Annotated in this window: 20 protein-coding genes; 13 read left to right on the top strand and 7 right to left on the bottom strand. The window is 65.0% G+C overall.

What is annotated here, in order from left to right:
- Positions 1-46: 46 nt before the first annotated feature.
- Complete coding sequence (locus tag PI87_RS29280; RefSeq protein WP_157003237.1) at positions 47-187, bottom strand: hypothetical protein; 141 nt, start codon at positions 185-187, stop codon at positions 47-49.
- Positions 188-332: 145 nt separating this feature from the next.
- On the opposite strand from PI87_RS29280, the gene PI87_RS25240 reads away from it, so the two are divergent.
- The 5 genes from PI87_RS25240 to PI87_RS25220 all read left to right on the top strand — a co-directional run bounded on the left by PI87_RS25240 (position 333) and on the right by PI87_RS25220 (position 4,680).
- A complete protein-coding gene (locus tag PI87_RS25240) occupies positions 333-1,925 on the top strand; it encodes an MFS transporter (RefSeq protein WP_039600455.1) in 1,593 nt (530 codons plus the stop codon).
- Positions 1,926-1,986: 61 nt separating this feature from the next.
- On the top strand, positions 1,987-2,472 hold the full coding sequence (locus tag PI87_RS25235) for a MarR family winged helix-turn-helix transcriptional regulator (RefSeq protein ID WP_039600454.1): 486 nt from the start codon (positions 1,987-1,989) through the stop codon (positions 2,470-2,472).
- A gap of 18 nt (positions 2,473-2,490) precedes the next feature.
- Positions 2,491-3,462 (top strand): magnesium and cobalt transport protein CorA, encoded by a 972-nt coding sequence (locus PI87_RS25230; RefSeq protein WP_039600453.1) that lies wholly within the window; start codon positions 2,491-2,493, stop codon positions 3,460-3,462.
- 9 nt (positions 3,463-3,471) lie between these two features.
- Entirely contained in the window at positions 3,472-4,029 is a 558-nt protein-coding gene (locus tag PI87_RS25225) for a DNA-3-methyladenine glycosylase I (RefSeq protein WP_039600452.1), read from the top strand.
- A 105-nt stretch (positions 4,030-4,134) separates the two neighbouring features.
- Entirely contained in the window at positions 4,135-4,680 is a 546-nt protein-coding gene (locus PI87_RS25220) for an NADPH-dependent FMN reductase (RefSeq protein ID WP_039600451.1), read from the top strand.
- Between the two features lie 18 nt (positions 4,681-4,698).
- Here PI87_RS25220 and PI87_RS25215 read toward each other — a convergent pair whose 3' ends face one another.
- Together PI87_RS25215 and PI87_RS25210 are read right to left on the bottom strand one after the other, a co-directional pair.
- Positions 4,699-5,928, bottom strand: coding sequence for a CynX/NimT family MFS transporter (locus tag PI87_RS25215; protein ID WP_039600450.1), 1,230 nt, complete (start codon positions 5,926-5,928; stop codon positions 4,699-4,701).
- 92 nt (positions 5,929-6,020) lie between these two features.
- Complete coding sequence (locus tag PI87_RS25210) at positions 6,021-6,902, bottom strand: Rossmann-like and DUF2520 domain-containing protein (RefSeq protein WP_039600449.1); 882 nt, start codon at positions 6,900-6,902, stop codon at positions 6,021-6,023.
- Between the two features lie 267 nt (positions 6,903-7,169).
- On the opposite strand from PI87_RS25210, the gene PI87_RS25205 reads away from it, so the two are divergent.
- The 4 genes from PI87_RS25205 to PI87_RS25190 are packed head-to-tail and all read left to right on the top strand — an operon-like array spanning position 7,170 to position 13,817.
- A complete protein-coding gene (locus PI87_RS25205) occupies positions 7,170-8,762 on the top strand; it encodes an efflux transporter outer membrane subunit (RefSeq protein ID WP_039600448.1) in 1,593 nt (530 codons plus the stop codon).
- The gene (locus tag PI87_RS25200; RefSeq protein WP_039600447.1) at positions 8,759-9,901 is read left to right on the top strand and encodes an efflux RND transporter periplasmic adaptor subunit; all 1,143 of its coding nucleotides are present in this window, start codon (positions 8,759-8,761) and stop codon (positions 9,899-9,901) included. The genes PI87_RS25205 and PI87_RS25200 overlap by 4 nt, the downstream gene beginning before the upstream one ends.
- Positions 9,898-12,993, top strand: coding sequence for an efflux RND transporter permease subunit (locus tag PI87_RS25195; RefSeq protein ID WP_039600446.1), 3,096 nt, complete (start codon positions 9,898-9,900; stop codon positions 12,991-12,993). Before PI87_RS25200 ends, PI87_RS25195 begins: the two co-directional genes overlap by 4 nt.
- A gap of 38 nt (positions 12,994-13,031) precedes the next feature.
- Positions 13,032-13,817 (top strand): crotonase/enoyl-CoA hydratase family protein, encoded by a 786-nt coding sequence (locus tag PI87_RS25190; protein WP_039600445.1) that lies wholly within the window; start codon positions 13,032-13,034, stop codon positions 13,815-13,817.
- 66 nt (positions 13,818-13,883) lie between these two features.
- Here the strand turns inward: PI87_RS25190 and metE are convergent, their stop codons facing one another.
- The gene (gene metE, locus PI87_RS25185; RefSeq protein WP_039600444.1) at positions 13,884-16,205 is read right to left on the bottom strand and encodes a 5-methyltetrahydropteroyltriglutamate--homocysteine S-methyltransferase; all 2,322 of its coding nucleotides are present in this window, start codon (positions 16,203-16,205) and stop codon (positions 13,884-13,886) included.
- 130 nt (positions 16,206-16,335) lie between these two features.
- On the opposite strand from metE, the gene PI87_RS25180 reads away from it, so the two are divergent.
- Positions 16,336-17,253, top strand: a complete 918-nt coding sequence (locus PI87_RS25180; RefSeq protein WP_039600443.1) for a LysR family transcriptional regulator — start codon at positions 16,336-16,338, stop codon at positions 17,251-17,253.
- Positions 17,254-17,414: 161 nt separating this feature from the next.
- On the opposite strand, the gene PI87_RS25175 is transcribed toward PI87_RS25180, so the two are convergent.
- Entirely contained in the window at positions 17,415-18,335 is a 921-nt protein-coding gene (locus PI87_RS25175) for a LysR family transcriptional regulator (protein ID WP_039600442.1), read from the bottom strand.
- Between the two features lie 125 nt (positions 18,336-18,460).
- Between PI87_RS25175 and PI87_RS25170 the strand changes: the two genes are divergently transcribed.
- The 3 genes from PI87_RS25170 to PI87_RS25160 all read left to right on the top strand — a co-directional run bounded on the left by PI87_RS25170 (position 18,461) and on the right by PI87_RS25160 (position 21,187).
- Entirely contained in the window at positions 18,461-19,618 is a 1,158-nt protein-coding gene (locus PI87_RS25170) for an acyl-CoA dehydrogenase family protein (protein WP_039600441.1), read from the top strand.
- 112 nt (positions 19,619-19,730) lie between these two features.
- Complete coding sequence (locus PI87_RS25165; RefSeq protein WP_039600440.1) at positions 19,731-20,369, top strand: FMN-binding negative transcriptional regulator; 639 nt, start codon at positions 19,731-19,733, stop codon at positions 20,367-20,369.
- A 179-nt stretch (positions 20,370-20,548) separates the two neighbouring features.
- Positions 20,549-21,187, top strand: a complete 639-nt coding sequence (locus tag PI87_RS25160; protein ID WP_039600439.1) for an FMN-binding negative transcriptional regulator — start codon at positions 20,549-20,551, stop codon at positions 21,185-21,187.
- 39 nt (positions 21,188-21,226) lie between these two features.
- On the opposite strand, the gene fahA is transcribed toward PI87_RS25160, so the two are convergent.
- Positions 21,227-22,507: a fumarylacetoacetase gene (gene fahA / locus PI87_RS25155; protein ID WP_039600438.1), complete on the bottom strand. Its 1,281-nt coding sequence runs from the start codon at positions 22,505-22,507 to the stop codon at positions 21,227-21,229.
- Between the two features lie 302 nt (positions 22,508-22,809).
- The gene (hmgA, locus tag PI87_RS25150) at positions 22,810-24,168 is read right to left on the bottom strand and encodes a homogentisate 1,2-dioxygenase (RefSeq protein WP_039600437.1); all 1,359 of its coding nucleotides are present in this window, start codon (positions 24,166-24,168) and stop codon (positions 22,810-22,812) included.
- Positions 24,169-24,189: the final 21 nt, after the last annotated feature.

Below are 24,189 nucleotides of genomic sequence, written 5' to 3'. Positions count from 1 at the left end.
GCAAAAGGCCAGCCGTCGGGCTGGCCTTTTGCTTTGGCACGGTGGCTCATGCTTCGGCCTGTGCGGCGAGCTGGGTCGGCTGACCCAGTGCATGCGCAGACGGATCGCCATGCGTACCGGAAAAGTCGAGCGACGATCGCACCGCATCTGGCAGTGGCAGGGCAACGTGACGCGTTTGGTCGCTCATCTTCGGACGTCCCGACAGACATTATTTCCATCCGACGGACTTCATTTTTACCAATCAACCGCCGGCAAACTCCATGAGATTCCGCTACACTAATAGTTGACGCATCAATCATTGATGTAGCATTTGTATTGCTCCCCTCCCCATCATGGCCGTCCACACCGCGCTACCGCATTCCCATACCCAGGTCCTGCCGTTCAAGGAATCGCTCTTGGCGATGATCGGCATCTGCTTTGTCGTCGTTCTGGTGGCGTTTGACCAGACCGTGGTTGGCACTGCGCTGCCGACGGTGGTGGCGGAGCTTAAAGGGTTTGAGCTGTATGCGTGGGTGGCAACGTCGTACTTGCTGACCTCGGTGGTGACGGTGCCGATCTTCGGTCGGTTGGGCGACTTTTACGGCCGCAAGCCGTTCGTGATTGCGTCCATCGTGGTGTTCACGCTGGCGTCGGTCATGTGCGGCATGGCTGGCAGCATGACCTTCCTGGTGTGGTCGCGTGCCCTGCAGGGTATCGGGGGCGGGATGCTGGTCGGCACGGCATACGCGTGTATTCCTGACCTGTTTCCCGATGCGCGCGTACGTTTGCGCTGGCAGGTGCTGCTGAGCGCCTCGTTCGGTATCGCCAACGCCATCGGGCCGACGCTGGGCGGCTGGATGACGCAGGCGTTCGGCTGGCGCTCGGTGTTCTACGTGAACATTCCGTTTGGCGTGCTGGGGCTGTGGTTTGCCTGGCGCTTTCTGCCGCACTTGCGTCAGAACGCGCACACCGGGCGCATCCGGCTGGACTGGCAGGGCGCGGTGCTGATTACGGTGGCGCTTGGCGCGCTGCAGTTGTTCGTGGAGTGGCTGCCGCGTCATGGCATGTCGCTGCCGATGCTGGGTTGGCTCGTGTTGTCGGCCGCGGCGTTTGTGGCGCTGTGGTGGTGGGAGCAGCGCGCCGAGCAGCCGCTGCTGCCGTTCGACATGTTGCGCAATCCGTCGTTGGCGGCGCTGTTCGTGCTGGCCATGCTGTCGGGCTTCTCGATGTTTGCGGTGCTGTTCTATGCGCCGCTGCTGTTTCAGGGCGGGTTCGGCATGTCGCCGCAAGAGGCGGGGCTGGTCATCACGCCGCTGGTCGTGTGCATCACGCTGGGTAGCATCATCAATGGGCGCATCGTCACGCGCATTCCGAAGCCCAATGCCATGCTGTATGCCGGGTTTGCGCTGCTGACGGTGGCGGTGGCCGGGATGGCGGTGTCGTCCAAGAGCATGCCGCACGCGGTGTTGACGCTGCTGATGCTACTAGCCGGTCTGGGCCTGGGTTTCGTGCTGCCCAACCTGACGGTGTTTGCCCAGCAGTCTGCGGGGCGCGCGCACCTGGGTATTGCCACAGCGTTGCTGCAATCGCTGCGCATGGTGGGCGGCATGGTGGGCACGGCGCTGGTCGGCACGCTGGTTACGGAGCGCTATGCCTCCGGCGTGGCCAGTGCGCTCAATGCGGATAACGCGATGCAGTGGCTGCACCAGCTTGCTGATCCAGAAATTCTCATCGATCATGACGCGCAAACCGCCGTGCTGGCGCAGATGCATGCTGCGGGCCATGACGGTGCGGCGCTGCTCGAAGCTGCGCGGCATGTGCTGGTGAGTGCCATCCATATCGGCCTGATCGTGGCGACGGTGGTGGCGCTGGTCGGCCTGTGGCGTGTGCGCCGGGTGCCACCGGTGGTGCTGCACCGTGTTGAGCCTGTGCAACACACCGAATAGGCGCGAACAAGCTGGAGCGGTTAGGATGCGCGGTTCCCCAGCAATCTCAGCCCCCTGATCGATGACCTCTGAACGCGAACGCTTCGCCGTCATGCACCAGTTCGGCCGCACCTACCGTGCGTTCATGGCCGCCTTCGAGGCGCATGTGGGCCAGCCCATGCCGCGTTGGCGCATCCTGCTGGCGTTGCACGACCAGACGGGCGGCGGCCTTGCCCAGAAGCAGCTTGCCGAGCGTCTGCAGATGGACCCCGGCGCGCTCACCCGTCAGCTCAAGGTGCTCGACCAGCTCGGCTGGATCGAACGCACCACCGATGCGCGCGACAACCGCCTGACCAACGTGTCGCTCTCCGACGCCGGCCTGGCCGTGGTGCTCGAATGCATGCCGCGGCGCATCGCCTTCATCAATGCGACGCTCGATGGGCTGCCCGATGATCTCGTCCACGCGCTGTCCGAAGCGCTGGCACAGATCGAGACACGCCTGGCCGACGTGCCAGAGCTGTCCGGCACATCAGACATCAAAAACGCCGATCAGCCCGAAGAGCGCTGAAGCGCCCGGAGACACGCCATGCCCATGGTGATCAACAGCGCGCTGTACCGCAACGGCAAGCGCGAACGCGACCTCTCGGTCGAAGACATCAGCGACGTCCTGCACACGCCCGGCTCCTTTGTCTGGCTCGGCCTGCACGAGCCGGACAACGCCATGCTCAACCAGTTGCAGGAAGAATTCGCCCTGCACGACCTCGCCATTGAAGACGCGCGCAACGCCCACCAGCGGCCCAAGCTGGAGGTGTATGGCGACACGCTCTTCATCGTGTTGAATACCGCACAGATGCAAGACGGCAACGTCGTCTTTGGCGAGACCCATGTGTTCGTCGGCAAGGATTTTCTGGTCTCGGTGCGACATGGGCCGTCGGCGTCGTATTCGCCGGTGCGCGAGCGCTGTGAGCGCACGCCGCAATTGCTCGCCAAGGGTGCGCCGTTTGCGCTCTATGCGGTGATGGACTTTGTGGTTGACAACTACCAGCCCGTGCTCGAGCGCATGCAGGAAGAGTTCGAGCAGATCGAGAGCCAGATCTTTGGCGACACGTTCGACCGTGCGGCCATCGAGCGGCTCTACACGCTCAAGCGCCAGCTTCTGCGCCTGCGTGGAGCAGCACTGCCGGTGGAAGACATTGCCGGCCAGCTCGTTCGCCTACACGAAGACGTGGTGCCTAAAGAGCTGCGCGCGTACTTTCGCGACATCGCCGACCATGCGCACCGCGTGGTGGGCGCGCTCGACGTGATTCGCGAAATGCTGACCACGGCCATCTCCGTGAACGTTGCGCTGGTGTCTGTTACGCAGAACGACATCGTCAAGCGCCTGGCAGGGTGGGGCGCTATCCTGGCGATCCCGACCGTGGTGTTCAGCAACTACGGCATGAACTTCAAGGGCATGCCGGAGCTGGAGCATCCGGCGGGGTATCCCATCGTGCTGGCGTGTACGGCCACCGCCTGCGTGTGGCTGTATCGCAAGCTGCGCAAATCGGGCTGGATCTAGGAGACATTGATGATGCGCTGCTGCTGGGCGGGCGAAGACCCGCAGATGATCGCGTACCACGACACCGAGTGGGGCGTGCCCTCGCACGACGATCGCCACCTCTACGAGATGCTCATCCTGGAAGGCGCGCAGGCCGGCTTGTCTTGGCAGACCATCCTGCGCAAGCGGGCGCGCTATCAGGAGGTGTTCGAAGGGTTTGATGCGGCACGCGTGGCGCGCTTCACGCCCGCGCGCATTGAAAAGCTGCTTACCGACCCCGGCATCGTGCGCAACCGCGCCAAGGTGGAAGGCGCCGTCATCAACGCGCGCAAGGTGCTGGAGCTGCAGGAAGAAGTGGGCTCGCTTGATGCGTTCCTGTGGGCGTTCGTCGACGGCAAGACCATCGTCAACCGCTGGGACAGCTACCGCGATGCACCCGCCGCCACCGATGCCTCCAAGGCGATGAGCAAGGCGCTGGTCAAGCGTGGCTTCAAGTTCGTCGGCCCCACCATCTGCTACGCCTTCATGCAGGCCACCGGCATGGTCGATGACCATGAGGCCGGTTGCTTCCGCGCCTGCGAGGCATAACGCGCAGGGCCGATTCCAATCTGTTGCTGGTGGACCGCGATCTCTTCTTGATCGACGCAATGTCCGCTATTCTCGCCACTCCCAACATTGACGGAGTCGTTCTTCATGTCGCTGAACTTTCTCGGCATTGCCGGTAGCCTGCGCCAAAAATCCACCAACCAGGGCCTGCTGCGCGCGGCGTCCACCCGCCTGCCCGCGGGTGTAGAAATGGAACTGGCCGATCTGCGTGATATTCCGTTTTACAACGCAGACATCACGGACAAGCCGGCGTCGGTACGGCGCGTGTTCCAGCAACTGGAGCGCGCCGATGCACTGGTGCTGGCCTGCCCGGAATACAACTACTCGCTGGCGCCGGCGCTGAAGAACATTCTCGACTGGGCCTCGCGTGAGCCGAACAACGCGTTGCTGGCCGGCAAGCCGGTCGCAATACTGGGCGCGGGCGGCGGCATGGGCACGTCGCGTGCGCAATACCACCTGCGTCAGGTGTGCGTGTATCTGGACCTGCATCCGCTGAACAAGCCGGAAGTGTTCGCAAACGCGTTTGCCGGCGGCTTCACGCCGGACGGCGATCTGACGGACGAGCGCATCGCCGGTCTGATCACCGAGCAGATGCAGGCGCTCGCCAATTGGACGAAGAAGCACAAGGCGTAAGCGCCGCCACCCGTTGACTCACTCGCCGGCGTGCAGCGTACGGTTGCGCCCGGCGAGCGACCCCATCACGATCGATGCCAGCGCAATCGCGCTGAACAGCCAGCCGACCACGGCCCAACCGCCGGTCAGGTCGTGCAGCACCCCCATCAGATACGGCCCGGCAGCGGCCATGGTGTAGCCGATGCCCTGCGTCATGGCCGACAGGCTGGCCGCCACACGCGCATCGGCCGAGCGCAGGACGATCAGCGACAGCGCCACGCTGAAATTGCCGCCCTGGCCCAGCCCCAGCAGCACTGCCCACCACCACAGCGTCGACAGCGGTGCGTACAGGCAGCCGATCAGGCCGGCCCAGCACATCAGCATCATCAGCAGCACGGCGGGCCGCTGGTCGCGCCCGAGCCGCGCCACGAACGGGCCGCCGAGCGCCGTGATGAGCTGCACGAGAATCGAGACAGCGGCTACCACGCCCGACTGCACCGCTGTCAGCCCGCGGTCTTGCAGGATCACCGGCAGCCAGCCGAACACGCAGTACGCCAGTGAGGATTGCAGCCCCATGTACAGCGTCACTTGCCAGGCGATCGGCTTGTTCCATAGCGACACGCGTTCGATACGCGCAGCCGAACCCTTGCCGTGTGCATGCCGCATGTGCGGCCACCAGCCAATGAAGGCCAGCAGCGCCGGCAACGCCCAGAACGCCAGCGCCGGCTGCCACCCACCCAGCCATGCGGAAAGCGGCGCGCTGGCACCGGCTGCAACCGCCGCGCCAAAGCACAGCGCCATGGTGTAGACGCCGGTCATCAGATCAGCCTGACGGCCAAAGTCTCGCTTGACGATGCCCGGCAGCAAGATGCCTGTCACGCCAATGCAGGCGCCCGCTGCCAGCGTGCCGATGAAGAGCGCAAGCGCACCGCCCGCGCTGCGCAAGGCAATGCCCGCGGCCAGTGCGATCAGCAGGCCACCGACGGCGCGTTCCGCGCCAAAGCGCCGGGCCAGCACCGCCGCAGCCGGTGCGAACACGCCAAGGCACAACACCGGCAGCGTCGTCAGCAGCCCCGCCGTTGCACCTGACAGGCCCGTGCCAGCCGCGACTTGCTTGAGTACCGGCGACAGGCTCGACAGTGCTGGCCGCAGGTTCACGCCCACTAGGACCAGCCCGACTACGAGCAGGACGAGTGCGCCGGCCGAGTTGCGCGCGGTGGCGTCATGCGTGGCGGCAGGAGATTGCGGCGAGTGTGGTGATTGGGACATGGCAGGGCAGGCTTGCGGGCAAGCTGCCGATTGTAGGGCGTGCGCTGGATTGGTGCATGCGCCTTGCCCGATCCCCATGACGGCAGCGCGCGTTAGTGTGCTCCGTTGATTCGCGAGGCGATGTCCGTCAGCACGTCGGTGGACGGCGCGCCGCGTTCGGCCGCCAATGCCAGTGCGCGCCGTGTGAGCGCGGTGTACAGCGCAGCATGATCCGCGCCGAGCGCCCCCAGCGCATGCAAGTGTTTGTCGATCACGCCGCCGTCGCCACGCGAGACCGGCCCGGCCAGTGCGCCGGCCAGGCCGCGCGCGCGGGCGGCGGCCAGCGTGCCGTCCACCAGCGGCCACATGGCGGCAACAGCAGCATCGCGGTCGATGCCCGCGGCCTGCCACAGCGTGGCGGCCTCATGCAGTGCGCACAGCAAGAAGCTGGCAGCGTAGTTGGCCCCCGCGTGGTACAGCGCGCGTTGTCCGGGTCGGACCTTCAGCGGTGTGCAGCCGAGGCGTTGCGCAAAGCTGGCGAGCGCCGCGTCGTGCGGGGCGTCCGCGTCAATGGCGATGGATGCGCCGCCCAGGCGTTCGGCGTCGTCTGGCAAACCAGCAAAGAGGAAGAGGGGGTGAAGGCTGGCCGTATCTGCACCGGCCTGGCGGGCGGTGTCGAGCAGATCGCGTTCTCCCGCGCCGCTGCAATGGACCACGAGCTGCCCAGGTCGCCAGCGCACACCGGCCGCGACGCGGGCAATCGCATCATCCGGCACAGTGATGAAGACCCAGTCCGCCGCATCGGCCACGCCTTGCGCATCGAGCGCCTTGGCACCCGTGGCCTGCGCCAGCCACGCCGCATTGGCTTGCGTACGACTGGCCACCGCAACGCTAGGTACGCCCGCGTGATACGCCCGCGTGGCCAGTGCTCGCGCCAGGCGACCCGCGCCGATCCAGCCGACCGAAACTGGCGCCTCGATTGCTAAAGAAGACATACGTGAACCCCGCGTCAGAACGGGCGGATCATAAGCCCGGCGCCCCTTCATATTCGCAATTAACTGCCGTGATTTTTTCGTAACCGCCAATGCGCGTGCAGGAAAGTGGGGTACGCCGAGTGCTGAGCAAGGCAGCCGCAGGCGTGCACTTTCGCTGAGCATCGCCTGACCGCTTCTCGTGGGTTGGCTGAGCGCGTTGCAGGTGTGGGTGTCTCGCAGACGCTTGACTGGGCATAATTCCGGCTGCATTCCCGAAGGACAACATTCATGAAAACAGGTCGACGCGCTGGGGGCATACCCTCCGGCGGTCCTGCCCGACGTTGTGTCCGTTATGCGCCCCTGATACTGGCGATGCTGCTGGCAGGCTGCGCTGTCGGCCCCGACTACGGCACGCCGCAATTGAAGGGCACCGAAGCGCCGCAAGGCTGGCACGCCACGTTGCCGCACCACGGCAACCGCATGGCGCTGGCGCGCTGGTGGGAGCAGTTTCACGATCCGGTGCTGACGCAGCTTGTCGAGCAAGCCGACACCACCAGTCCCACCATCGCCCAGGCGGTCGGGCGCGTGCGCGAGGCACGCGCAAGTGTCTCTACCAGCCGGGCGGCGTTCTTTCCCCAGTTGAAGGGCAGCGGCTCGGCATCGCGGCAGGGCGGGTTCGGTAGCAGTGAGTTCGCCGGTGGTTCGAGCTTTGGCGGATTGCCCGGCGGCACGGTGAGCCCGACGCTGGGGCTGGGCACCATCACCACGCTGGCGGCACAGGCCGATGCGTCTTGGGAGATCGACCTGTTTGGCGGTAAGCGCCGCAGCTTGGAGGGTGCCGATGCGCGCCTGGAGGCCAGCGAGGCCGATTGGCACGATGCCCGCGTGACACTCGCGGCGGAAGTCGCCAACACCTATCTGCAGCAGCGTGAGTGCGAAGCGCTGGTCGACATTGGTGCGACGACGCTCACTTCACGGCAGGAAACGCTCACGCTGACCGAGCGCAAGTTCCGCACGGGCTTTGTCGCGCCGGCTGACTATGCGCAGGCGCAGGCCACTGTAGCTGATGCCATCAACGCGCTGGAAGGGCAGCGAGCCCAATGCGCGCAGGGCATTGACAAGCTCGTCACGCTCACCGGCTTGGACCACGAAGCACTGAACACCCTGTTGGCCAAGGCGAGTGCGCAGATTCCTGCGCCGCCTGACGCCGGCGTGCACGACGTGCCAGCGCGGGTGCTGTCGCAGCGGCCAGATGTGTCGTCGTCGGAACGCGCGGTGGCAGCGGCCAGTGCGGACATTGGTGTTGCGGTGGCGAGCCGCTTGCCGTCGCTCACGTTGGTGGGCTCCATCGGCATCAACTCGTTTCGCGTGAGCGGGCAGTCGTTCACGAGCAAGTCGTGGTCGTTCGGGCCCTCGGTGTCGCTGCCGATCTTCGAAGGTGGTGCGGGCGCGGCGCGTGTGGAAACCGCACGTGCACGCTACGACCAGGCGCTGGCCAGCTACCGCGGGAAGGTGCGCCAGGCCGTGCAGGAAGTCGAAGATGCGCTGGTGCGTCTGGACGCGGCGGACCGCCGCCTGGATGCCGCCACCACGGCCGATACGCAATACACGAAGGTGCTGGAGGCGGCCAACGCGCGCTATCGCCTGGGCGCCGGCAGCCTGCTGCAGCTTGAGGACGTGCGACGTACGACGCTGCAGGCATCGCAATCCCTGGCGGCTGTGAGGCTCGAACGCGCGCAGGCGTGGGTCGCGCTGTACAAGGCCGCGGGCGGTGGCTGGCACGCAGATGATGCCGACGCCGCCGGCAACGCCCAACCGAATTCTTCCAAGGCTCCCGCGCCGGCCGCAATGGCCCCGGCGCACAACGGAAACGCTTCATGACAGGACAACGTGTTTGGATGACAGGGCTGGCCCTGGTGTTGGCCGGCGTGCTGGCGGCGTGCGGCAAGGCTGCGCCCGAGAGCAAGCAACCGGGCAAGGAACAGCCTGCGCCCAAGCCGGCGCTGACCGTGAACGTGACGCATCTCACGCAGCAGGTGTGGCCGCGCACGGCTACGGCCAGCGGCGCGGTGCAGGCGTGGCAGGAAGCCAGCATTGGCGCTGAGGTGGGCGGATTGAAGCTGGCGGAGGTGCTCGTCAACGTGGGGGATGTCGTCAAGCAGGGGCAACTGCTTGCGCGCCTGTCGGACGAGACGGTGCGCGCCGACGTTGCCGCGCAACGCGCCGCGCTGGCAGAGGCCGAAGCTTCTGCAGCGCAGGCTGCCGGCGAAGCCCGCCGTGCACACGAGTTGGACAAGAGCGGTGCCATCAGCCAACAGGATCTGGTGCAGTACGACACGCAGGCCAAGACGGCAGCGGCCAAGCTCGCGTCAGCGCGTGCGCAGTTCGACAGCCAGCAACTGCGGTTGCGTTATACGCGGGTGGTGGCGCCGGATGACGGCGTGATCAGCGCGCGTTCGGCCACCGTCGGTGCCGTGGTGTCGTCGGGCACCGAACTCTTCAAGCTGATCCGCAAGAACCGCCTGGAGTGGCGCGCCGAGATGCACGGCGATGTGCTGCCGCGCGTGCAGCCCGGCCAGGCCGTGCGCTTGCGCCGCATGGATGGCGGCATCGTCAACGGCCGCGTGCGCCAGATTGCGCCCACGGTGGATGCCAACACGCGCAATGGTCTCGTCTATGTCGATCTGCCGCCCGAAGCCGGCAGCACCGGTATAAAAGCCGGCATGTACCTGTCAGGCGATGTGCAGTTGGGCGATGCGCCCGCCAAGACAGTGGCAGAGACCGCGGTCTTCTCGCGCGATGGCTACGACTACGCGATGGTGGTCGGCCCACAGAACCGCGTGCGCCAGACCAAGGTCGTGCTCGGCCGTCGTCAGGGTGGTCAGGTGGAGATCACGCAAGGCATTGACGCGAACGACGCGGTGGTTGCCGCAGGGGCCGCCTTCCTGAGTGACGGTGATCTTGTGCGCGTGGCTGCGGCCGGCGCGCCTGCATCGGCACCGGCGGGAGCGAAGCCATGAACTTCTCTGCCTGGGCGATCCGCAAGCCCATTCCGTCGATCCTGTTGTTCATCCTGATCACGGTGGCGGGGCTGGTGTCGTTCAAGATGCTGCCGATCCAGAATTTTCCGGACATCGACTTTCCCGCGGTGTCCATTACCGCCAGCCTGCCCGGCGCCACGCCCACGCAGATGGAGACGGAGGTCACGCGCAAGATTGAAGACAGCATCGCCAGCATCGGTGCGATCAAGCACATCACGTCCACCATCAACGATGGCAGTTCGACCACGATGGTCGAGTTCCAGCTTGAGAAGGATGTGCAGGAAGCGGTCAACGATGTGCGTGACGCGGTCAGCCGTATCCGCGCGCAATTGCCGTCTGACGTGCAGGAGCCGGTGATTTCGCGCGTGACGTTTGCCGGCCTGCCGGTGCTGACGTACGCCGTGGAAGCGCCCGACATGGACGCGGAGGACCTCTCCTGGTTTGTCGACAACGTCGTCAACAAGCGGTTGCTGTCGGTGCGCGGCGTGGCCAAGGTCACGCGCCAAGGCGGGGTGGACCGCGAGGTGCGCGTGCAGCTCGACCCTGTGCGCCTGCAAGCCCTGAACGTGACGGCGGCTGACATCAGCACGCAGGTGCGTGGCATGCAGCAGGAGGCGCCGGGCGGCCGCGGCAATATCGGCGGGCAGGAGCAGGCCGTGCGCACGCTCGGCACCGTAAAGAGCGCGCGTGAGCTGGCGCAGATGGACATCCCGCTATCGGATGGACGGCGCGTTCGCCTCTCAGATGTAGCCGAAGTGCGCGACACCGCTGCCGAGCCGCGTCAGATGGCGCTGTTTGACGGCAAGCCGGTGGTGAGCTTCCAGGTGTTCCGCTCGCGTGGCGCCAGTGAAGTCTCGGTGGCCAAGGGTGTGCGCGAGGCCATCGCCAAACTGCAGGCCGAGCGCCCCAACGTGCATGTGACCGAGGTCTTCAACATGGTCAAGCCGGTGGCGGATTCGTACAAGGCATCGATGGATGCGCTGTACGAAGGCGCCATCCTGGCTGTGCTGGTGGTGTGGTTGTTCCTGCGCGACTGGCGGGCGACGTTCGTGTCGGCGGTGGCGCTGCCGCTGTCGATCATCCCGACGTTCGCCGCCATGCAGTTGCTGGATTTCACGCTCAACGGCATTACGCTCCTGGCGCTCACGCTGGTGGTCGGGATTCTCGTCGACGATGCCATCGTGGAGGTGGAGAACATCGTGCGCCACCTGCGTGATGGCAAGAAGCCGCTGGAGGCGGCGATGGAGGCCGCGCAGGAGATCGGCCTCGCCGTGATCGCCACCTCGCTCACGCTGGTGGCGGTGTTCCTGCCGACGGCCTTCATGGGCGGTATCTCGGGCAAGTTCTTCAAGCAGTTCGGGTGGACCGCCTCGCTGGCGGTGCTGGCGTCATTGCTGGTGGCGCGCTTGCTCACGCCCATGATGGCCGCCTACATGCTCAAGCCGCAGGACGAGCCCAACCGCGACAGCTGGATCATGACGCGCTACCTGCAGGCGGCGCGCTGGTGCCTGGTGCACCCGTGGAAGACGGGTGGCATGGCTGCGGCGTTCTTCGTCGTATCAGTCGCCATCATTGGATTGATTCCCGCCACCTTCCTGCCGCCTGAAGACTGGGCGCAACTGCAGATGACGGTGGAAAGCCCGCCCGGCAGCACCATCGCCCAGACCCGCGACAACACCGAGCGCGTGCGCAAGATCGTCATGCAGCACAAGGAAGTCCGCCACGTCTATACGGCCATCGGCTCCGGCGTCATGGCCGGCGTGCCGGGTTCCAGCGGTGGCGAGGTGCGGACGGGCACGCTCACGATCTCGCTCACGGACAGGCATGACCGCAGCATCAAGCAACAAGCGGTGCAACGCCAGTTGCGCGAGATGCTGGAGGGTGTGCCGGGCGTGCGCATTTCATTTGGCGCGGTGGGTTCCGGCGAGCAATTGCAGGTGGTGCTGACCGGCGATGACCCTACCACGCTGCAGCAGTCCGCCCGCGATGTGATGCGCGATCTACGCACCGTGCCGGGCCTGGGTGCGATCACGTCTTCGGCGAGCCTGTTGCGGCCTGAAATCGTCATCCGTCCGGACTTCGCGCGTGCAGCGCAGCAAGGCGTTACCGCGGCCGCCATTGGCCAGGCCGTGCGTGTGGCCACCGCCGGTGACTACGACGTCAACCTGCCCAAGCTGAACCTGCCCGAGCGGCAGGTGTACATCCGCGTAGAGCTGGACCCGAAGGCGCGCAACCAGATCGACACGATCCGGCAGTTGCGCGTGTTGGGCCGCAACGGCGCGGTGCCGCTGGAGAACATCGCAGACATCTCCATCGCCAGCGGCCCCGCGCAGATCGACCGCTACGACCGCAGCCGCAACATCACCATCAGCGTGGGGCTGGAGGGGCGTGCGCTGGGCGACACCAACATGGCGGTGGAGGCGCTGCCATCCATCAAGAACCTGCCGCCGGGCGTACGTCGTATTGCGGCGGGCGATGTGGAGGGCATGCAGGAACTCTTCGGCAGCTTCTTCCTGGCCATGGTCGCGGGGGTGCTGTGCGTGTATGCGGTGCTGGTGCTGCTGTTCCACGACTTCACGCAGCCGGTGACGATTCTGGCGGCGCTGCCGCTGTCGGTGGGTGGCGCGTTCGGGTTGCTGGCGTTGTTCGGCTTCAGCCTGTCATTGCCGGCGCTGATCGGCCTGTTGATGCTGATGGGCATCGTGACCAAGAACTCGATCCTGCTGGTGGAATACGCCATCGTGGCCCGGCGTGACATGGGCATGTCGCGCACCGACGCCATCATTGATGCGTGCCACAAGCGTGCTCGCCCCATTGTCATGACCACCGTGGCGATGACGGCCGGCATGGTGCCGATGGCGCTTGGCCTGGAAGGCGATGCGGGCTTCCGTGCGCCGATGGCGGTAGCGGTGATCGGTGGTCTGCTGACCTCCACGTTGCTGAGCCTGCTGGTGGTGCCTGTGGTGTTTGAGAAGGTGGACGACATCAAGGAGTGGATGCTGCGCAAGTTTCGCAGTGCGCGCCATCACGGGCACCAGGGCGAGCCCGCATCGGAGCGCGGCACGCGCTAGGTGTAGCATCGGGCGGTCCCAAGCCGGGGAGACCACCCATGTCCGACGCCGTGCTGTTCCAGACCGATGGCCCGGTCTGCACGATCCTGCTCAACCGGCCCGAGTGCCGCAACGCGGTAGATGGACCGACCGCCGCCGCGCTGCTCGCCGCGTTCGAGCGCTTTGAAGCCGATGATGCGTTGCGCGTCGCGGTGCTCGGCGGCACCGGTGGGCATTTCTGCTCGGGCGCGGATCTCGCTGCGGTGGGTGATCCAGCGCGGCGCAATCTCCTTGACCCCGATGGCGGGGCACCCGGGCCGATGGGGCCGTCACGCATGGCGCTATCGAAGCCGCTGATTGCTGCTGTGAGCGGCTACGCCGTGGCAGGCGGCCTGGAACTGGCGTTGTTGGCCGATTTGCGCGTGGTGGAGCGTGACGCCGTATTCGGCGTGTTTTGCCGCCGCTGGGGCGTGCCGCTCATCGACGGCGGAACGGTACGCCTGCCGCGTATTGTCGGTATGGGGCGGGCGCTGGACATGATTCTGACCGGTCGCGCTGTACACGCCGACGAAGCGCTCGCCATGGGCCTCGCCAGTCGCGTGGTCGAGCCCGGTGAATCACTGGCTGCTGCGCAACAGCTCGCCCGCGAGATTGCCGCGTTTCCGCAGCAATGCATGCTGGCCGATCGCGCATCGGCTTATGCGCAGTGGGATCTGCCGCTGGCCGAGGCGCTGCGACAGGAAGGGGCGCGTGGCACGCCAATGGTATTTGCCGAAGGCGTGGCCGGTGCGGCGCGATTTGCCAGTGGGGCAGGGCGGCACGGGCAACCGGACACGACAACCTGAACACGTATGAAAATGCACCAACCGAAAGCCAAATCGGTTGGCGTTTTTCTTTGGTGTTGCGGGCGCTTAGGCGGTAACGCTTTCAGCCTGCACAGCTTTGCTGCCTGCATGCTGTGCCTTGGCATGCTTGGCACGCAAACGGCGCGTGGCTTCCACCATGCCTTGCAGCGCTGCTTCCACTTCCGGCCACCCACGTGTCTTCAAGCCGCAGTCTGGGTTCACCCACAGGCGCTGCACCGGCACCACCTGCGCCGCCTTGTCGAGCAGCGCTTCCATCTCTTCCACACGCGGCACGCGCGGTGAGTGGATGTCGTACACGCCAGGTCCGATCTCGTTCGGGTACGCAAACTCGCCAAACGCGTCCAGCAGTTCCATGTTCGAGCGGGAGGTTTCGATGGTGATCACGTCGGCATCCATTGACGCGATGGCCGGCAGGATGTCGTTGAACTCCGAATAGCACATGTGCGTGTGGATCTGCGTGTCGTTGCGCACGCCCGAGGCGGATACGCGGAAGGCGCGCGCCGCCCACTCCAGGTAAACCGGCACGTCGGACGCACGCAGCGGCAGGCCTTCGCGGAAGGCCGGTTCGTCGATCTGGATGGCGGCAATGCCGGCGGTTTCCAGATCGCAGACTTCGTCGCGCAGGGCCAGGGCGATCTGCAACGCGGTTTGCTCACGCGGCTGGTCATCGCGCACGAACGACCACTGCAGCATCGTCACGGGGCCGGTCAGCATGCCCTTCATCGGCTTGGTGGTCAGGCTTTGCGCGTACTTGGACCACTCGACGGTCATGGCTTCGGGTCGGTACACATCACCGTAGATGACGGGGGGCTTCACGCAGCGCGAGCCGTAGCTCTGCACCCAGCCGTTGGCGGTGAAGGCGTAACCCCACAGCAGCTCGCCGAAGTACTCGACCATATCGTTGCGCTCGGCTTCGCCGTGCACGAGCACGTCGAGCCCCAGGGCTTCCTGGCGGCGCACCACGTCGGTGATCTCGGCGCGCATGCGTTCGAGGTAGTCCAGCGCAGGCAGATCACCGCGCTTGTTCTGGGCGCGGGCCTGGCGGATCTCGGCCGTTTGTGGGAAGGAACCGATGGTGGTGGTCGGCAGCAGCGGCAGATTCAGGCGTGCTTGCTGGGCTTCTGCGCGCGTGGGGTAAGGCGCGGCGCGTTCCGCATCCTCTGCACGGATGGCAGCCACGCGGCGCTTGACGCTAGCGTTGTGTACGCGGCGCGATTGGGTGCGCGTGGCAATGGCAGCGCGGTTGTCATCGAGTGCGCTTTGCACTGCGGCCGGCCCCTCGACCACCGCGCGCTTGAGCACGACCAGTTCGTCCAGCTTCTGGCGTGCAAAGGCCAGCCAGCCCTGGAGTTCGTCGTCGAGCCGGGTTTCGGCAGACAGGTCCACCGGCACATGCAGCAGCGAGCAGCTCGGTGCGATCCACAGACGATCGCCGAAGGCTTCGGCCAGCGGTGCTACGCGTTCCAGCACGCGTGCAAGGTCCGTGCGCCAGATGTTGCGGCCATCGATCACGCCCACGGACAGCACCTTGTCGGCGGGCCACGGTGCGAAGGCAGCAAGCTGTTCCGGCGCACGCACGATATCCAGATGCACACCGGCAACCGGCAGCGACTTGATCAGCGCCGCATGGTGTGAGGCGGCTTCAAAGTACGTGGTTAGCAGCAGCTTCGGGCCATTGGCGGCCGCCAGCGTTTGATAGGCCGGGCCAAATGCTTCAACCCAGGCCTGCGGCAGGTCGAGCACCAGCGCCGGTTCGTCGATCTGCACCCATTCCACGTTCAGCGCAGCCAGGCGCTGGAGCACGGTGGCGTAGGCCCGCAGCACCTGCGGCAGCAGCGTGAGCTTGTCGGTCAAGCCATTGCGCGCCTTGGACAGATGCAGGAACGTGACCGGCCCGATCAGCGCCACCTTCACGCGATGGCCTGCCGCCTGCGCTTCACGTACCTCGTCGAAGAGCCATTCAGTACCGGGGCCAAAACGGAGGTCCGGCGTGAGTTCCGGTACGAGGTAGTGGTAGTTGGTATCGAACCACTTGGTCATCTCCATGGCCGCGTGGTCGGCATTGCCGCGTGCCAGCACGAACGATTGCGCCAGCGTGAGCTGCGTTGCGTCGACACCGTAGCGGGTGGGGAGGGCACCAAGTAGAGCGGCCGTTTGCAGTACCTGGTCATACCAGGCGAAGTCGCCCACGGTCACGAAATCCAGCCCTGCATCACGCTGGGCCGCCCAGTGGCGCTCGCGCAATGCGCGGCCGGTGGCACGCAGGTCGTCTTCCGAAGACGCGCCCCTCCAGAACGATTCGAGGGCGAACTTCAGCTCGCGCTGAGCGCCGATGCGCGGGTAGCCGAGGGTGTGGATGGTCGTCATACAGATTACAGGTGCCAAAGTGCAGGTCGGTTTTCGAGTCCTGTGATGATGGGTGACGACATTCCATGAATCAAATGATATTATTTTCTACATCATTGAATTGGATTCATATTTCGGAAATCGCACGCGTATGCTGGAAGTCCGTCATCTACGAACCCTGATTGCCCTGGCCGATGGCGGCTCGGTGTCGCGCGCAGCCGAGCGGCTGCACCTGACGCAATCGGCGCTGTCACACCAGTTGCGCGCGCTGGAATCGCACTACGGGTTGGCCGTCGTGCGCCGCAAGGGCCAGACCGTAGAACTGAGTGAGGCCGGCGAGCGCCTGCTGGAACTGGCCCAGAAGGTCGTCGCCGACATCCAGACCGCTGAGCGCGACTTGGAGCGCATCAAGGGCCGCGCCGCCGGCACGCTGCGCATCGCGCTGGAATGCCACACCTGCTTCGACTGGCTGATGCCCGTGATGGACGCCTTCCGTCAGCGCTGGCCCGAGGTGGAGATGGACCTGGTCTCCGGCTTTCATACCGATCCGCTCGCGCTGCTCAAGGACGGCCGTGCCGACGTCATCATCGGCTCCGACGCCAAGATGCGCCGGGGCGTGGTGTTCGCGCCGCTGTTCCGTTTCGAGATCCTGGCCGTACTACCAGTGGACCATCCCCTGCGCAATAAGAAGTGGCTGGAAGCGAAGGACTTCACAGACCAGACGCTCATCACATACCCCGTGCCGGAAGAGCGCATCGACCTGATCCGGCAGGTGCTGACGCCCGCCAGTATCGTGTTCAACCGACGGACGGCAGAGCTGACCATTGCCGTGCTGCAGCTTGTCGCCAGCCGCCGCGGGCTGGCCGCGCTGCCGAGCTGGGGTATCAAGAACTACATTGACTACGAATACGTGGTCGCCAAACGCGTCGGCAAGGAGGGAGTCTGGAGCGATCTCTACGCCGCCATGACGCGCGACTACGCGCAGGCGCCGTTCGCGCAGGACTTTATCGAGACGGCCAAGTCGATCTGCTTTGCGCAGTTGCCGGGGTTGATGCCGTTGGAGGCATAGTCCACTGAATCACTGAAATTGGTCGGCGCCTGCCATGCCATGCGGGCGCATCGCGTCGTTGCAAATGCTCGCAATAGCTGGCTATTGCTGCGCTTTGCGCCTAGCGCTGCATCCCGCATGGCATGTCCTTCGCCTCCCATTTCAATGATTCAGTGGACTAGTCAGGCGTGTTCTTTCTGGGGCAGGCGCGGCAGCTTGTTCTGCAAACCGGCTTTCAGAAAATCCAGCAGATGCCGCGTCGCCAGCGTCCGATACCGACTCGGCATCGCCAACATGTAGAGCCGACTGCCAAACACGCTGAACCGATAACCCGGCAGCACGCGTTTGACGTGGCCCTCGCGCAAATCATCAGCCGCCGCGTAGTAGGGCAGAATGCCCAGCCCATTGCCGGCGCGCACGGAGGCTTGCAGGAACAGGTAGTTGTCGGAAGAGACGCCTGGGTCGAGCGTGACATGCATGCGTTCATCGCCAAGCTGGGCTGACAACCGCAACGGCTGCCCAACCGCCGGCGCACTGACGATGGTGTGTCCGGCCAGCGTATCGAGCGTCTTTGGCATGCCATGCGCGGCCAGGTAGTCCGGCGCGGCGCACAGCACCCAGTCCACCTCATCGAGCAGTGTGGCGACGAGCGACTCGGGCGGGTTCGAGACGATGCGCAGTGCCACATCCACATCTTCGCCAATCAGGTCGGACACACGGTTGTCGAAGCGCACATCCAGCCGGATGTCCGGATACGCGCGCTTGAACGCCACCAGCAGCGGCGACACCAGTAAGTGCCCCAGCCCTGTCGGCACCGACAGCCGCACGCTCCCCTGCAGCGATTTGCCTAGCGACGACACCAGCGCGTCCGCCGCCGCCATCTCGCGCAGGATGCTGCGCCCATGCTCGTAGATGCCGGCGCCGACTTCGGTTGGCTCCACGCGGCGGGTGGTCCGGCGCAGCAACTGCACGCCCAGTGCTCGCTCGAACGCCTTAAGCCGGTGGCTCACGTTGGAGCGCGTGGTCTGCAGCTTGCGCGCCGCCGCCGACAGGTTGCCCGCATCGACGATTTCTACGAACAGCTTGAGTGCATTCAGGTCCATATCGGATCCATCCCGGCGTGCCATATTGGTGAAGCAGACTCGACATTCTGTTGATGTAGGAACGGATTGTCAAAACGCCTCAAGTCGGTAATATCTGCCGGAACATCCCATTGGAGCCAAGCGACATGGCACTCGACGACGAATCCTTCGGCCTGCTGCAGCAATCGGTGCAGCGCTTCATCCAGGAACGGCTGATGCCGGCGGAAAACATCCTCGAAGAAGAGGATGACGTGCCCGCCGAGATCGTCGCGGACATGAAGGAGATGGGCCTGTTCGGCCTGTCGATTCCGGAAGAGCACGGCGGCATTGGCCTGTCGATGGCGCAGGAATGCGAGGTGGTGTACGACCTTGGGCACACCGCGTTCGCGTTCCGCTCGGTGTTTGGCACCAACGTCGGCATTGGCTCTCAGGGCATCCTGATGGACGGCACCGATGCGCAGAAGGCCAACTACCTGCCGCGCATCGCCAGCGGCGAGCTGATCATCTCGTTTGCGCTCACGGAACCGGGCGCCGGTTCGGATGCGGCATCACTGCAGACGCGCGCCACGCTGGATGGCGACCACTACGTCATCAATGGCACCAAGCGCTTCATCACCAACGCGCCGCGCGCCGGCGCCTTCACGCTGATGGCGCGCACCGGTGGCGAGGGCGCGGGTGGCATCTCCGCCTTCATCGTGCCGGCCGATACGCCCGGCATCACGCTCGGCAAGCCGGATAAGAAGATGGGCCAGCGCGGCACCAAGACGTGCGACGTGATGCTCGACAATGTGCGGGTGCCTGCGGCCAACATCATCGGCGGTGTAGCGGGGCAGGGCTTCAAGACAGCAATGAAGGTACTGGATCGCGGGCGTCTGCATATCTCTGCGCTGGCCTGCGGCATGGCGCACCGGCTCATCACGGATGCCGTGGCGTATGCCAAGGAGCGCAAGCAGTTCGGCCAGCCGATTGCAGACTTCCAACTGATTCAGGCGATGCTGGCCGACAGCCAGGCCGAGCTGTACGCGAGCATGTCGATGGTGCGCGATTGCGCGCGCCGTTATGACGCCAAGCCCGTGGGCAAGCAGGATCACGAAGTCAGCATGCTGGCCTCGTGCACGAAGATGTTCTGCACGGAAATGGTTGGCCGCGTGGCAGACCGCGCCGTGCAGATCCACGGCGGCGCGGGCTACATTGCAGAGTACAAGGCCGAGCGCTTCTACCGCGATGTGCGCCTGCTGCGCCTGTACGAGGGCACAACGCAGATCCAGCAACTCATCATCGCCAAGAATCTGCTGCGGGATTGAGGCTACGTGGTTCCATCAATTCGGGCGGGGATGGCCCTGTAATGGAGCCATGTTCTGGTTCACAATGGGTGCCTTCCCCCGAGCGGTTGGCCCAGACGCCACCGGAGTTGCCATGTACGTCCCCGCCCATTTCGATGAATCGCGCACCGAGGCGCTGCATACGCTGATCGCGCAGAACCCGTTCGGCACGCTCGTCACGCACGGCAGGAGCGGGCTGGATGCGAATCACATTCCGTTCCTGCTGCTGCCTGAAGAGGGCAAGCTTGGCGTGTTGCATGCCCACGTGGCGCGCGCCAACCCGGTCTGGCAAGACGTGGCCAATGACGACGAAGTGCTCGTCATCTTCCGTGCGGGTGATGCGTATATCTCCCCCACGTGGTATCCGAGCAAGCACGAGGCGCACAAGCAGGTGCCGACGTGGAACTACCGCGTGGCCCATGCGCACGGCCGCATCACCATCCGCGACGACGAGCGCTTCGTGCGCGGTGTGGTTGCGCGCCTGACGCGCACGCACGAGGCTTCGCAGCCAACACCTTGGAAGATGTCCGATGCACCGGCTGACTACATCGACACGCTGCTAGGGATGATTGTCGGCATCGAGATCGAGATCACGCGCATCGAAGGCAAGCTCAAACTCAGCCAGAACAAGGAAGCGCGGGACATTCGCGGCGCGGGTGAAGCACTCCAGGCAAACGGCGAGCGTGTGATCAGCGATGCGATGCTGGCTTGCGCTGCCGCCAAAGCAGAGTGATGCGAGAGATGGACGCTGCGTCCGTTGCGCATAGGTATTACCTCGCGCTGCAGCTCCAGTAATCTGTCACCGCCAGTACAGTTGCCTCTGGAAACAGGCGCAACTGTTTCTGTACCGTCTGTGTGCCTGCATTTCAGAATGCATGAAACCCGACAGCCGTATGGATCGACGGAGCGTTCATGTACATCCCCACCCAGTTTGAGGAACCGCGTGCACAAGCGCTGCATGCGCTGATCGCGCAGTACCCGCTCGGCGCGTTGGTCACGCGCTGCGAGGGCGGTTTCGATGCGAACCATATCCCGTTTCTGTTGCTGCCCGAAGCGGGCAAGCTAGGCGCACTGCACGCCCATGTGGCGCGCGCCAACCCGCTCTGGCAAGACGTGGCCAATGGCGACGAAGTGCTGGTCATTTTTCGCGCGGGCGATGCGTATATCTCGCCGACTTGGTACCCGAGCAAGCATGAGCACCACAAGGATGTGCCGACGTGGAACTACCGCGTCGTGCACGCCCATGGCCGCATGACCATCCGCGACGATGAGCGCTTCGTGCGCGGTGTAGTCGGGCGCCTGACGCGGGCACATGAGGCTTCGCAACCCGTGCCGTGGAAGATGTCCGACGCTCCTGCCGACTATGTCGATGAACTGCTGAAGATGATTGTCGGTATCGAGATCGAGATCACGCGGCTTGAGGGCAAGCTCAAGCTCGGCCAGAACCGCGAAGCGCGGGACGCTCGCGGAGCCGGTGAAGTGCTCAAGGCCAGCGGCGAGCATGTTGTTGGCGATGCGATGCTGGCCGCGCTGGCGGCGAGGACGGAGTGATGGGAGCGGCGGACGTTTGATCCGCCGCTCGGGGATGCCTTACTTCACATTACGCGCCGGTAGTACCTCCCCGCGCACTTCACCAAAGCCCACGCGATAGCCATCCCCCTGGCACCAGCCGGTCATGATGACTTCATCGCCGTCTTCCAGGAAGGCGCGCGTGGTGCCGTTGCCAAGGTCAAGCGGCTGCTTTCCATTGACGGTCAGCTCCAGCAGGCTGCCGTACGAATCGGGCGTGGTGCCGCTGATGGTGCCGGAGCCCATCAAATCTCCCACGCGCACGTTGCAGCCGGACACGGTGTGGTGTGCCAGCTGTTGCGCCATCGTCCAGTACATCGCGCGGAAGTTCGTGCGGGCGATGGTGGCGCGCCCATTGTGATCCGTGCCGTGCGGGCGCAGCGCCGTTTCCAGGGCGATGTCGTAAGCGTTGGGCTGGCTCTGGCGCAGGTATTCCAGCGGCTCGGGTGATTGCGCCGGGTTGGCCACGCGGAACGGCTCCAGCGCTTCCATCGTCACGATCCACGGCGAGATCGACGTGCCGAACGTTTTGGCGTTGAACGGCCCTAGCGGCACGTATTCCCATTGCTGGATGTCGCGCGCGCTCCAGTCGTTGAGCAGCACCACGCCAAACATGTGGTCCGGTGCTGCATCGACGGCAATCGCTTCGCCCAGCGCGCTTGGCTTGCCGACCACGAAGGCCATCTCCAGTTCATAGTCCAGCTTGCGGCAAGCGCTGAAGATCGGGCGCGACTGGTCCGGCAGCTTGATCTGGCCCATTGGGCGGTGCAGCGGCGTGCCGCTCACCACCACCGAGCTGGCGCGGCCGTTGTAGCCGATGGGGATTTCGAGCCAGTTGGGCAGCAGCGCGTTTTCGGGGTCACGGAACATGCGGCCGACGTTGGTGGCGTGCTCCTTGGACGAATAGAAATCCGTGTAGCCGGGAATGTTGATCGGCAGGTGCATCACGGCGTGGGATTGCGGCACGAGGGCGCGGGCGTGCAGGGTGGCGTTGTCGCGCACGTGGGTGTCGGCCACGCTGAAGAGCGTTTGCAGCTTTTTGCGCGTTTCTGCCCACACGGGTTTGCCCAGGGCGATGAAGGTGTTGAGTGTGCCGGTGCGGAAGGTGCCACGTGTGGAGGCGGGCAGCAGGCCGGCGTCGTCCAATGCGCCCAAGTCGATCACCTGGTCACCCAGGGCGACGCCGGCGCGCGGCGAGGGGTTCTCTTTGGTGGAGAAGATGCCGAAGGGCAGATTTTCTAGCGGGAAGTGGGTGTCGGGGGTGTTGGCGGATTCGAGCCAGCTTAGTTGTCGTGTGGTCATGTTGGGTCGGGGGCGTTGGGTTGTTTTGGGGCTTGACGCTGTCAGTGCATTCTCTGTTTCACCCCCTGCCGGGGGCGACTCACTTTCTTTGTCTTGCCAAAGAAAGTAAGCAAAGAAAGGCGCGCCCGAGATGGCGACTTCCCCTTGAATTTATGTCGCAGAGAGGGGAAGGGGAAAACTCGCTTCGCTCAGACAGTTCCCCTTCCTTTTTCCTCTCTGCAACAGAAATTCAAGGCGCCATCAAGGGCAGGGTACGGCCAAACCTTCTGGATGTATGCCTTGGCGTCAAGGCGAATTCGGTATCAACGCTGGGTCGGGTCGAAATGCTTCTTCAGGCCTTGCCAGCACTCGAAGTACTTGGCCTGCAACTGTGCGGATTCTGCCGCGAAGCGCGTCGGGCGGATGACGGCGGGTGTCTCGAACATGAAGGCCATCGTTGCGTCCACCTTGTGCGGCTGGGTGGTGTCGCCGTTGCTGGCTTTCTCGAATGTGTCCGCATCGGGACCGTGGCCGCTCATGCAGTTGTGCAGGCTGGCGCCGCCCGGCACAAAGCCTTCGGCCTTGGCGTCGTACACGCCTTGGATGAGGCCCATGAACTCGCTGGCGATGTTGCGGTGGAACCAGGGCGGGCGGAACGTGTTCTCGGCCGCCAGCCAGCGCGGCGGGAAGATCACGAAGTCGATGGTGTCCACGCCAGGCGTGTCGGACGGGCTCTGCAGCACCAGGAAGATCGACGGGTCCGGGTGGTCGTAGCTGATCGAGCCGATGGTGTTGAACAGGCGCAGGTCGTACTTGTACGGCGCGAAGTTGCCGTGCCAGGCCACCACGTCCAGCGGCGAGTGGCCGATCTTGGCGGTCCACAGGTTGCCCTGGAATTTGGCGATGAGTTCAAAGTCGCCCTCGCGGTCTTCGTACCAGGCGTGCGGCGTGAGGAAGTCACGCGGGTTGGCCAGACCGTTCGAGCCGATCACGCCCAGGTCCGGCAGGCGGAAGAGGGCGCCGAAGTTCTCGCAGATGTAGCCGCGGGCTTCACCATCGGGCAACTCGACGCGGAAGCGCACGCCGCGCGGGATGACCACAATTTCCAGCGGTTCGACATCGACCACGCCCATCTCGGTCAGCAGGCGTAGGCGGCCTTGCTGCGGCACGATCAGCAGTTCGCCGTCGGCGTTGTAGAAGAAGCGGTCGGTCATGTCCGCGTTGGCGGCGTACAGGTGGATGCCGCAGCCGGTTTGCGCGTCGGGGCCGCCGTTGCCGGCAAAGGTGACGACGCCGTCAACGAAATCGGTGCCGGCGGCCGGGGCGGGCAGCGGGTCCCAGCGCAGCTGGTTGGGCGAGGGCGGCACCTCGTTGAAGTTGCTGTGGAAGCGCGCTTGCGCCATGGCGGCGAACGGCAGATGCACGGCACCCGGGCGAATGCGATACAGCCACGAGCGGCGGTTGTGCGCGCGCGGCGCGGTGAAGGCGGTGCCGGAAATCTGCTCCGCATACAGGCCATACGGCGCCTTCTGTGGCGAGTTCTGCCCGTGCGGCAGTGCGCCCGGCAGGGCTTCGGTGGCGAACTCGTTACCGAAGCCGCTCTGGTAAGCGGGGCGGTCCAGCGACGCGGGGGTGAATGCGAAGGGGGACGCGCTCGGGGCCGTCGGGGCGAGCATGTTCATGGTGAAGTCCTTGGAGAAAAG

This window comes from Ralstonia sp. A12 (assembly GCF_000801955.1).
Taxonomy (GTDB): domain Bacteria; phylum Pseudomonadota; class Gammaproteobacteria; order Burkholderiales; family Burkholderiaceae; genus Ralstonia.
This window is presented reverse-complemented; position numbering and strand designations above follow the sequence as displayed.

What these genes read in the sequence shown, in the direction of transcription:
- PI87_RS25170 (WP_039600441.1), top strand. Translation starts at nt 18,461, where the DNA reads ATGGCACTCGACGACGAATCCTTCGGCCTGCTGCAGCAATCGGTGCAG.
- PI87_RS29280 (WP_157003237.1), bottom strand. Translation starts at nt 187, where the DNA reads ATGAGCGACCAAACGCGTCACGTTGCCCTGCCACTGCCAGATGCGGTG.
- PI87_RS25165 (WP_039600440.1), top strand. Translation starts at nt 19,731, where the DNA reads ATGTACGTCCCCGCCCATTTCGATGAATCGCGCACCGAGGCGCTGCAT.
- PI87_RS25235 (WP_039600454.1), top strand. Translation starts at nt 1,987, where the DNA reads ATGACCTCTGAACGCGAACGCTTCGCCGTCATGCACCAGTTCGGCCGC.
- PI87_RS25240 (WP_039600455.1), top strand. Translation starts at nt 333, where the DNA reads ATGGCCGTCCACACCGCGCTACCGCATTCCCATACCCAGGTCCTGCCG.
- metE (WP_039600444.1), bottom strand. Translation starts at nt 16,205, where the DNA reads ATGACGACCATCCACACCCTCGGCTACCCGCGCATCGGCGCTCAGCGC.
- PI87_RS25195 (WP_039600446.1), top strand. Translation starts at nt 9,898, where the DNA reads ATGAACTTCTCTGCCTGGGCGATCCGCAAGCCCATTCCGTCGATCCTG.
- PI87_RS25175 (WP_039600442.1), bottom strand. Translation starts at nt 18,335, where the DNA reads ATGGACCTGAATGCACTCAAGCTGTTCGTAGAAATCGTCGATGCGGGC.
- PI87_RS25200 (WP_039600447.1), top strand. Translation starts at nt 8,759, where the DNA reads ATGACAGGACAACGTGTTTGGATGACAGGGCTGGCCCTGGTGTTGGCC.
- PI87_RS25215 (WP_039600450.1), bottom strand. Translation starts at nt 5,928, where the DNA reads ATGTCCCAATCACCACACTCGCCGCAATCTCCTGCCGCCACGCATGAC.
- fahA (WP_039600438.1), bottom strand. Translation starts at nt 22,507, where the DNA reads ATGACCACACGACAACTAAGCTGGCTCGAATCCGCCAACACCCCCGAC.
- PI87_RS25160 (WP_039600439.1), top strand. Translation starts at nt 20,549, where the DNA reads ATGTACATCCCCACCCAGTTTGAGGAACCGCGTGCACAAGCGCTGCAT.
- PI87_RS25225 (WP_039600452.1), top strand. Translation starts at nt 3,472, where the DNA reads ATGATGCGCTGCTGCTGGGCGGGCGAAGACCCGCAGATGATCGCGTAC.
- PI87_RS25205 (WP_039600448.1), top strand. Translation starts at nt 7,170, where the DNA reads ATGAAAACAGGTCGACGCGCTGGGGGCATACCCTCCGGCGGTCCTGCC.
- PI87_RS25210 (WP_039600449.1), bottom strand. Translation starts at nt 6,902, where the DNA reads ATGTCTTCTTTAGCAATCGAGGCGCCAGTTTCGGTCGGCTGGATCGGC.
- PI87_RS25220 (WP_039600451.1), top strand. Translation starts at nt 4,135, where the DNA reads ATGTCGCTGAACTTTCTCGGCATTGCCGGTAGCCTGCGCCAAAAATCC.
- PI87_RS25190 (WP_039600445.1), top strand. Translation starts at nt 13,032, where the DNA reads ATGTCCGACGCCGTGCTGTTCCAGACCGATGGCCCGGTCTGCACGATC.
- hmgA (WP_039600437.1), bottom strand. Translation starts at nt 24,168, where the DNA reads ATGAACATGCTCGCCCCGACGGCCCCGAGCGCGTCCCCCTTCGCATTC.
- PI87_RS25180 (WP_039600443.1), top strand. Translation starts at nt 16,336, where the DNA reads ATGCTGGAAGTCCGTCATCTACGAACCCTGATTGCCCTGGCCGATGGC.
- PI87_RS25230 (WP_039600453.1), top strand. Translation starts at nt 2,491, where the DNA reads ATGCCCATGGTGATCAACAGCGCGCTGTACCGCAACGGCAAGCGCGAA.